This window comes from Pantoea sp. VS1, assembly GCF_002207995.1.
GTDB classification, from domain to species: domain Bacteria; phylum Pseudomonadota; class Gammaproteobacteria; order Enterobacterales; family Enterobacteriaceae; genus Pantoea; species Pantoea dispersa.
The window spans coordinates 1-6,368 of the sequence record NZ_NHZE01000160.1; the positions used below are offsets into that span (position 1 = coordinate 1).

Below are 6,368 nucleotides of genomic sequence, written 5' to 3' on the forward strand. Positions count from 1 at the left end.
GATGCCTGACTGACGTAGCCACGGCCATCGGTGGCGGTGACGTAAAATGCATGCTCACCGTCAGCCAGCGTCGGGGTGATTTCCCAGTAGCCGTTGCTATTAGCTTTAACGCTGCCAATCAGCTGGTTCTGCGCATTGTACAGGCGTACGATGCTGTCCGGCTCGGCCACGCCTTTCAGGGTCGGCGTACGGTCATCCGTCTGCTGGCCGGAACTGATCATACCGGTTTTATCGCCGAAATCATCCCCGATACCAATAATCAGCGGCTGGTCCGGCGCGGTAAGGTCAACGTTAACGATTAATAGCGAAGGGGCGCCGACGTTGCCGGCGCGGTCAATGGTGCGCACGGAGAGGTTATGCGGGCCTTCAGCCAGCGGAAACGGCGGCTGCCAGCTCCAGCTGCCGTTAGCAGCGATGGAGACGGTATAGACTGTCTCATCCATCACAATTTCCATAATGCCGCCGGCTTCGGTTGGCATAGAGCCGGTAAAGAGGTGCTGCGGATTGGTGGTCCAGAATTGTTTTGCGTTGGTGAGTGCTGTGCTCATGAGGTTTTCCTGTTAAGTAATAATCACTGTCCTGGTGAATCTGTCCGAATCAAACGACAGGCGGCGATTATTAGTGGATCGGATAATTCTCCCAACGAGAACGGTCTTGAAGGAAAACTGGCGGCGCGCGGGGAAAAGGACACGGATTTTTAGCCGCAGCAATGGCTGGCAGGCTATACTGGCGTGCACGCAGGTCGCAGGGAATGGAGCCATGGCCAAATACCAGCAGCTGGTAGATCAGCTACGTACGCAAATCGAAGCACGCATCTGGCCGCCGGGTGAAAAGCTGCCGTCGCTGCGCCAGCAGGCGGAGCAGAGCGGGTTAAGCCTGATGACGGTGATGCACGCTTACGAGGTGCTGGAGAGCCAGGGCTGGATTGTGTCGAAGCCGCAGTCGGGCTACTACGTGGCACCGCGCGCGGCGGAGAGCCGGCCGCGTTTGCCAACCCAGGCGATTGCTAAAACCGATCAGGCCGATACCAACAGCTTCGTGTTTGATGTGCTACAGGCGACGCGCGATCCGGCCATCATGCCGTTTGGTTCTGCCTTTCCCGATCCGGAACTGTTTCCCCAGCGCCAGCTGATGCGCTCGCTGGTGAAGGTCTCGCACAATCTTAAACCCACCGATGCCCTGAATAATCTGCCGCCCGGTAATGAAGCGCTGCGAAAAATCCTCGCCCAGCGTTATGCGCAGCAGGGTATTACGCTGTCGCCGGATGACATCGTCATTACTAACGGTGCGATGGAAGCGCTAAACCTCAGCCTGCAGGCGGTGACCGAACCGGGCGACTGGGTGGTGATCGAGAACCCTTCCTTCTATGGCGCGTTGCAGGCGATTGAACGGCTCAAGCTGAACGCGATAGCTATCGCCAGCGATGTGGAGCAGGGCATCGATCTGAATGAGCTGGAGCAGGCGCTGCAGCGCTGGCCGGTGAAAGCCTGCTGGCTGATGACCAACCGGCAGAATCCGCTCGGCTTTACCCTCAGCGCCGAGCGCAAACAGCAGCTGGTGGCGCTGCTGACGCGTTATCAGGTGGCGATGATAGAGGACGACGTCTACAGCGACCTGTATCACGGCCACGATAAGCCGTTGCCGGCCAGAGCGTTCGACCGCGAGGGTTACGTGCTGCACTGCGGCAGCTTTTCGAAAAATCTGGTGGCGGGATTTCGCGTGGGCTGGGTCGCGGCGGGGCGCTACGCGCAGCGCGTGCAGCGCATTCAGATGATGAGTACGCTCTCGACCAGCGCGCCGATGCAGCTGGCGCTGGCGGATTTTCTCAGCACCCGCAGCTACGATACGCATCTGAAAAAGCTGCGTCAGACGCTGGCGAAGCGCAAACAGCTGGCACAGCAGGCGCTGCGCCGCGTGCTGCCCGCCGAGGCGCACATCAGCGATACGCCCGGAGGCTACTTTTTGTGGATTACCTTGCCGGAGCAGATCAACACCACGCAGCTGTATCATCTGGCGCTACAGCAGGGCATCAGTATTGCGCCGGGCCAGCTGTTTTCCAGTAGCGAGAGTTTTAGCCACTGCTTCCGCTTCAACACCGCCTGGCCGTGGGATGCACGCGCTGAGGCGGCGGTAGAGACGCTGGGAGCGTTGATTGGTCAGCTGGCGCAGGGCGTTGCGGTAGAGAAGTGAGTGGTTTTTCCCTCACAACACCCGCAGCATTCTCACTTCGCAATCCACGTGGCCGGTACAGCCCATCGCGTCCGCAATCTGTTCAAAGCCCAGCGACTGATAGAGTTTAATGGCGCGCGTCAGGCTGCCGGTGGTCTCCAGGTAGCAGCGCCGGAACCCGCGCTGGCGGGCAAAATCCATTGCGCGCAACGCCAGTTCGCGCGCTAAACCCAGCCCGCGCACCGACGGCAGGAAATACATCTTCTGCAACTCACAGATATCCGGTGCGCTGCAGGCCAGCGGTGCCACGCCGCCGCCGCCGACCACCTGACCCTCATGCTCCACGATCCAGTAGGCGCTGTCCGCCGCACTGTACAGCTCAAACAGCCGATCGAGCTGCGGGTCGGACACGGTATAACCTTTATCCGCCGTAAGGCCGAACTCGGCGGAGACATCGCGGATCACCTGCGCAATCCGCGGATTATCGGCGGCGACAATCGGGCGCACCTGCAGGTTAAGTGGCGTGGCGGTGGTCATCATAATCTTCCGATAGAAAAAAGCCGGGCAGTGCCCGGCTTCGATTAAGCGTCAGGACTGAAGCGCTTACAATGCCGCAATCACGCCCTGCTGTTCAATCAGTTTTGCTTTTGATTGTTCCAGCTCGGCTACGCGCTCGCGCTCTTTCGCCACCACCGCTTCCGGTGCGCGCGATACAAAGCCTTCGTTAGCCAGTTTGGTCTGAATCTTTTCGATCTCGACATCCAGCTTCACCAGCTCTTTGGCCAGACGCTCCAGCTCGGCTTCCTTGTTAACCAGGTCCGCCATCGGGATCAGCAGCTCTGCGCCGTCAACAATCTTGGTCACCGAGACCGGACCTTTCTCGCCGGCTGGCAGAATGGTCAGGCTCTCCAGACGCGCCAGGCGCGACAGGAAGTTGCGGTTCTCTTCAACACGACGCTGCGCCGCCGGCGAGCAGTCGCGCAGCAGCACGTCGAGCGGCTTGCTTGGCGCGATGTTCATTTCGGCACGGATATTACGCACCGCCACAATAGCCTGCTTCATCCACTCGATATCGGCCTTCGCTTCCGCGTCTTCCTTCGCCGTGTCATACTGCGGGAACGGCTGCAGCATGATGGTATCGTGGTCGATGTTCTTCAGCACTTTCACGCGCTGCCAGATGGTCTCGGTAATGAACGGGATGATCGGATGTGCCAGGCGCAGCAACGCTTCCAGCACCGTCACCAGCGTGTTGCGCGTGCCGCGCAGCTCCGCTTCGCTGCCGCTGTTCATCACCGGCTTGGTCAGCTCCAGATACCAGTCACAGAACTGGTTCCAGGTGAAGTCGTACAGAATGTTGGCAGCGATATCAAAGCGATAGCTATCCAGCGCTTCACGGTACGCTTTCACGGTGCTGTTGAATTCCGTCAGGATCCAGCGATCCGCCAGCGACAGCTTCAGCTCGCCGCCGTTCTGGCCGCAATCCTGATCTTCGGTGTTCATCAGCACGAAGCGGCTGGCGTTCCACAGCTTGTTACAGAAGTTGCGGTAGCCTTCCAGGCGCTTCATATCCCAGTTGATGTCACGACCGGTGGACGCCAGCGCGGCGAGGGTGAAGCGCAGCGCATCGGTGCCGGAAGGCACGATACCGTCCGGGAACTGCTTCTCGGTGCGTTTGCGAATCTTCTCGGCCAGCTGCGGCTGCATCATGTTGCCGGTGCGTTTCTCCAGCAGATCTTCCAGCGAAATGCCGTCCACCATATCCAGCGGATCGATGACGTTGCCTTTCGACTTGGACATCTTCTGGCCTTCTTCATCGCGGATCAAACCAGTCATGTAGACGGTTTTAAACGGTACCTGCGGCTTGCCGTTCTCATCTTTGATGAAGTGCATGGTCAGCATGATCATGCGCGCGATCCAGAAGAAGATGATGTCGAAGCCGCTCACCAGCACGCTGGTAGGATGGAAGGTGCGCAGCGCTTCGGTATTCTCCGGCCAGCCCAGCGTAGAGAATGTCCACAGGCCGGAAGAGAACCAGGTATCAAGCACGTCGTCATCCTGGCGCAGCGTCACGTCAGCGGCCAGATTGTTTTCCTGACGCACTTCTTCTTCGCTGCGGCCGACATAGACGTTACCGTTGTTGTCGTACCAGGCCGGAATGCGGTGGCCCCACCACAGCTGACGCGAAATGCACCAGTCCTGGATGTCGCGCATCCACGAGAAGTACATGTTTTCGTACTGCTTCGGCACAAACTGAATATCGCCGTTTTCTACCGCTTCCACCGCGACTTTCGCCAGCGGGGCCGTGCGCACGTACCACTGATCGGTCAGCATCGGCTCGATCACCACGCCGCCGCGGTCGCCGTACGGCACCGTCAGATCGTGTGGTTTGATTTCGTCGAGCAGGCCGAGCTCGTCAACGGCGGCGACAATCGCTTTACGCGCGGCAAAACGCTCCATCTTCTGGAACTGCGGCGGAATTTCATCGGAACAGGCATCGCTGACTTCACCGTTGGTGTCGAACACTTCCGCACGCTCGCGGATGTCGCCATCAAAGGTCAGGATGTTGATCATCGGCAGCTTGTGACGACGGCCCACTTCGTAGTCGTTGAAGTCGTGCGCCGGGGTGATCTTCACGCAGCCGGTGCCTTTCTCCATATCGGCGTGTTCGTCGCCGACGATCGGAATACGACGGTTCACCAGCGGCAGGATCACCTCTTTGCCGATCAGATCTTTGTAACGTGGATCTTCCGGGTTGACCGCCACGCCGGTATCGCCCAGCAGGGTTTCCGGACGGGTAGTGGCCACCACCAGGTAATCTTTGCCTTCGGCAGTTTTCACGCCGTCCGCCAGCGGATAGCGAATGTGCCACATTGAGCCTTTGCTCTCGCGGTTTTCCACTTCGAGATCAGAGATCGCCGTGCGCAGTTTCGGGTCCCAGTTCACCAGGCGCTTGCCACGGTAGATCAGGTTTTCTTTATACAGACGGACGAAGACTTCTTTCACCGCGTTGGACAGGCCTTCATCCATGGTGAAGCGCTCGCGCTCCCAGTCAACCGAGTTGCCGAGGCGACGCATCTGGCGGGTGATGGTGCCGCCGGATTCAGCCTTCCACTGCCAGATTTTTTCGATAAAGGCGTCACGACCGTAATCCTGACGCGTTTTGCCCTCTTCAGCGGCGATCTTGCGCTCAACCACCATCTGCGTGGCGATACCGGCGTGGTCCGTACCTGCCTGCCACAGGGTGTTTTTACCCTGCATGCGCTGGTAGCGGATCATGGTATCCATGATGGTTTGCTGGAAGGCGTGACCCATATGCAAGCTACCGGTGACGTTCGGCGGCGGGATCATGATGCAAAAGCTTTCCTGGCTGGTATCGCCATTCGGTTTGAAGTAGCCCTGCTGTTCCCAGTGCTCGTAGAGCGGCTGCTCGATATCTTGCGGGTTATATGTCTTTTCCATATCTGCTATGTCGTTTGCGGCGGGGGTGGCGTCGCCGTATTCAATTGGAAACCAACGCTGCGATACGCTTTATAGCGGTCGCGCGCCAGTTGTTTCAGGGATTCTTCATAAGGTACGAAGTCTATCACTTCATGGAAACCGGTAGCAAAATCTGCGAACTGCGGCAGCAGGCTGATCAGCAGATCGCGCGGCGCACTGCCGCGTCGCTGCGGCCAGGCCAGCTCAACCGGCGCGCCGTAGCGCGGGCCTTCGCCAGCCAGGTTGTGCGGCACAAAGGCGTTGGCCGGACGCTGCCACAGTGCTTCATCCAGCCGATTGGCCTGCTGTTCATCTTCGCAGGCAATCAGGATGCGCTTACCGTCTCGCCAGCGGCTGGCGGCCAAATCGCACACCAGCGCTTCGATGGCGCTTAAGCCGTCGCTGGCGCTTTCAGACTCCATCACGAAGAAGGTGGCGTTTTTCATGGCAGGTTATTTCCATCAATGACAGTGGGGCGCATTGTGCGACAGTAAGATTGCGGCGTCCAATAATAAGGTCGCCATCAACGGCGACCCTGTAAACCGTGCGGCTGATAATCAGGTCGCCGTGAACGGCGACCCTACACCGTAGGGTGCGCATTCAGGTACGACCGGGCACATGGGTAACAGATCAGACCGGGCACACAGGTAACACTTTTTGTGGTCAGTCGATTCGGATAATACGCTTTTCTGCCCGGTCATAATACGCAAGGATGAGCCTGT

General features: G+C 58.8%; 5 protein-coding genes. 1 reads left to right on the plus strand and 4 read right to left on the minus strand.

What is annotated here, in order from left to right; translation table 11 throughout:
- Positions 1-548: Ig-like domain-containing protein (locus tag CBW22_RS25435; protein WP_254919579.1), on the minus strand; the 548-nt coding region annotated here is incomplete at its 3' end.
- A 211-nt stretch (positions 549-759) separates the two neighbouring features.
- Here CBW22_RS25435 and CBW22_RS25440 point away from each other — a divergent pair.
- Entirely contained in the window at positions 760-2,190 is a 1,431-nt protein-coding gene (locus CBW22_RS25440) for an aminotransferase-like domain-containing protein (protein WP_088518213.1), read from the plus strand.
- A 12-nt stretch (positions 2,191-2,202) separates the two neighbouring features.
- Here CBW22_RS25440 and CBW22_RS25445 read toward each other — a convergent pair whose 3' ends face one another.
- The 3 genes from CBW22_RS25445 to CBW22_RS25455 form a co-directional block, all read right to left on the minus strand.
- The gene (locus CBW22_RS25445; RefSeq protein ID WP_370586218.1) at positions 2,203-2,709 is read right to left on the minus strand and encodes a GNAT family N-acetyltransferase; all 507 of its coding nucleotides are present in this window, start codon (positions 2,707-2,709) and stop codon (positions 2,203-2,205) included.
- 63 nt (positions 2,710-2,772) lie between these two features.
- The gene (locus CBW22_RS25450) at positions 2,773-5,628 is read right to left on the minus strand and encodes a valine--tRNA ligase (RefSeq protein WP_088518214.1); all 2,856 of its coding nucleotides are present in this window, start codon (positions 5,626-5,628) and stop codon (positions 2,773-2,775) included.
- A 5-nt stretch (positions 5,629-5,633) separates the two neighbouring features.
- Positions 5,634-6,092, minus strand: coding sequence for a DNA polymerase III subunit chi (locus CBW22_RS25455; protein WP_021506718.1), 459 nt, complete (start codon positions 6,090-6,092; stop codon positions 5,634-5,636).
- Positions 6,093-6,368 lie beyond the last annotated feature (276 nt).

What these genes read in the sequence shown, in the direction of transcription:
- CBW22_RS25455 (WP_021506718.1), bottom strand. Translation starts at nt 6,092, where the DNA reads ATGAAAAACGCCACCTTCTTCGTGATGGAGTCTGAAAGCGCCAGCGAC.
- CBW22_RS25445 (WP_370586218.1), bottom strand. Translation starts at nt 2,709, where the DNA reads ATGATGACCACCGCCACGCCACTTAACCTGCAGGTGCGCCCGATTGTC.
- CBW22_RS25450 (WP_088518214.1), bottom strand. Translation starts at nt 5,628, where the DNA reads ATGGAAAAGACATATAACCCGCAAGATATCGAGCAGCCGCTCTACGAG.
- CBW22_RS25440 (WP_088518213.1), top strand. Translation starts at nt 760, where the DNA reads ATGGCCAAATACCAGCAGCTGGTAGATCAGCTACGTACGCAAATCGAA.